This is a genomic window from Streptomyces cahuitamycinicus, from assembly GCF_002891435.1.
Taxonomy (GTDB): domain Bacteria; phylum Actinomycetota; class Actinomycetes; order Streptomycetales; family Streptomycetaceae; genus Streptomyces; species Streptomyces cahuitamycinicus.
On the sequence record NZ_POUC01000708.1, the window covers coordinates 1 to 2574 of the forward strand.

General features: G+C 72.6%; 2 protein-coding genes. Both read left to right on the forward strand.

Translation table 11 applies throughout. The features are described 5' to 3' along the window. Nucleotides 1-2002: ATP-binding cassette domain-containing protein (locus C1J00_RS41895; RefSeq protein ID WP_102914048.1), on the forward strand; the 2002-nt coding region annotated here is incomplete at its 5' end. 9 nt (nucleotides 2003-2011) lie between these two features. Then, a partial coding sequence (locus C1J00_RS41900; protein ID WP_102914049.1) for a hypothetical protein occupies nucleotides 2012-2574 on the forward strand: 563 nt, incomplete at its 3' end.

The window sequence follows — 2574 nt, forward strand, 5'->3', positions numbered from 1 at the left end:
CCCCTCCGCCGTCTCCATGCCGGCGCACACCGGCACCTACCGGCAGCCCACGACCGTACGTCCGCTGCCCACCCGCACCGTCCGCATCGGCCGTGCCCCCGACAACGACCTGGTCATCGACGACCTCTCGGTCTCCCGCCGGCACGCCGAACTGCGCGCCCTGCCCGACGGCAGCTACGAGATCGTCGACCTGGGCAGCCACAACGGCACGTACCTCAACGGCAGCCCCGTCACCACTGCCGCGGTCGGCCAGGGCGACATCGTCGGCATCGGCCACTCGGCGTTCTGCCTCGTCGGCGACCAGCTCCAGGAGTACGTCGACACCGGCGAGGTCTCGCTCGACGTGCAGGACCTCGCGGTCACCGTCGACCGCGGCCGCAAGACGCTCCTCGACCACGTGTCGTTCCCGGTGGGGGAGAAGTGCCTGCTCGGCGTCGTCGGCCCGAGCGGCGCCGGCAAGTCCACGCTCCTCAACGCCCTCACCGGCCAGCGGCCCGCCGGCCACGGCACCGTCCTCTACGACGGCCGCGACCTCTACCGCGACTACGCCGAGCTGCGCCAGCGCATCGGCCTGGTTCCGCAGGACGACATCCTGCACGCCCAGCTCACCGTGCGAAAAGCCCTCTCCTACGCCGCCGAACTGCGCTTCCCGCAGGACACCGCCAAGGCCGAGCGGCGCGCCCGGGTCGACGAGGTCATCCGCGAACTCGGCCTGGAGCAGCGCGCCGACCAGCCCGTGCACAGCCTGTCCGGCGGCCAGCGCAAGCGCGTCAGCGTCGCTCTGGAGCTGCTGACGAAGCCGTCGCTGCTGTTCCTCGACGAGCCGACCTCCGGCCTCGACCCCGGCATGGACCGCTCGGTGATGCACATGCTGCGCGGCCTCGCCGACGACGGCCGGACCGTCATCGTCGTCACCCACAGCGTGCTCAGCCTGGACGTCTGCGACCGGCTCCTCGTGCTCGCGCCCGGGGGGAAGATCGCCTACTACGGGCCGCCCGAGGAGGCGCTGGCCTTCTTCGGCTTCGAGGAGTGGCCGGAGGCCTTCGAGGCCTTCGACCGGGACACGAACCGGGACTGGGCGGGGGAGTACCTCGCCTCGCCGTTCCACGGCCGGTACGTGGCCGACGCCTCCGCGCAGCCCCCGCAGCCACGGTCCGAGCCCGTCGTCATCACCGCCCCGCCCCGGCCGCGCAGCCGCGGCGCCCAGCTCGGCACGCTGGTGCGCCGGTACACGTCCGCGCTGCTGGCCGACCGCACCTTCCTGATCATCATGATCGCCCTGCCGTTCGTGATGGGCGCGATGGCCCGCGCCCTGGCAGGAGGCAAACTGACGCGGGACACGGCGCTGAACGCGCTGCTCATCCTGTGCGTCGGCGCGGTGCTGACCGGAGCGGCCAACGCCGTACGCGAACTCGTCAAGGAACGCGTGATCTACCAGCGGGAACGGGCGGTGGGCCTGTCCAGATCGGCGTATCTGATGTCCAAGGTCGTCGTCCTGGGCGTCATCACCGTCCTCCAGGCGGTGGTGCTGACCCTGGTCGCCCTGCTCGGCGTCGACCTCAACGCACCCGGCGGCGAAGGCGTGCTGATGCCGCCCCTGATGGAGATCACGGTCGCCGTGGCCCTGCTGGCGTTCACCGCGATGATGCTCGGCCTGCTCGTCTCCGCGCTGGTGCGCAAGGAAGAGGTGACGATGCCGCTGCTCGTGCTCATCGCCATCGTCCAGGTCGTCTTCTGCGGGGCTCTGCTCAAGCTGGCCGACACCCCCGGGCTGGAGCAGCTGGGCTGGCTGGTGCCGGCGCGCTGGGCGCTGGCGGCGATGGCCGGGACCGTCGGGCTGGCCCGGATCGTGCCCGACGATCTGACGAAGGACCCCCTCTTCGAGCACTCCGCCGGCACGTGGCTGCTCGACGTCGGGATGCTGGTCGTGCTGTCGGTGCTCTTCGGCTTCCTGGTGTCCCGGCTGCTGCGCCGCCACGAACCGGCCGTGATGCGGAAGTAGGCAGCGCCTGTGACGACTCCTGGATTCCGGCCCACGCACGTGGTCCCGCAGAACGGGATGCCCGCCTGGGAGGCCCCAGACCCGTCCCGGCCCACCGTGGACCTGGACCCGCTGCTGCCGGTGCAGCTGCTGGAGCGGCAGGGCGACTGGGGGCACGTGCTGTGCTTCAACGGCTGGTCGGCCTGGGTGGACGGACGCCGCCTGGTCGCCGTACCGCAGGACCCGCCCGCGGCGGACGGGCCGCTCACCCGCGCCGCCGATCCGCGTCCGCTGCTGGGCCGGGCGCAGGAGGCCCTGGCGCGCTACCGCTCCGCGGTGGAGGACCTCGCGGGCGGCCTCGACCGGGAGTCGTTCCGCGCCCGCACCCATGGCATGCGGATCGGCGTCGTCGTCGACGGCGAGTCCGTGTGGCTCTACGACTCCGCCCACGGGCACTGGGTGTACGCCGACGGCATGCGGATGACCACCTACGCGACGGATCAGACGCCCGCAGCCGGAGCCGCGTCCCGCCCGGCCGAAGCGCCCGTGCGTCCCCCCACGCGGGCGGAGCCGCCCGAGGGCCCCGTCGGAAC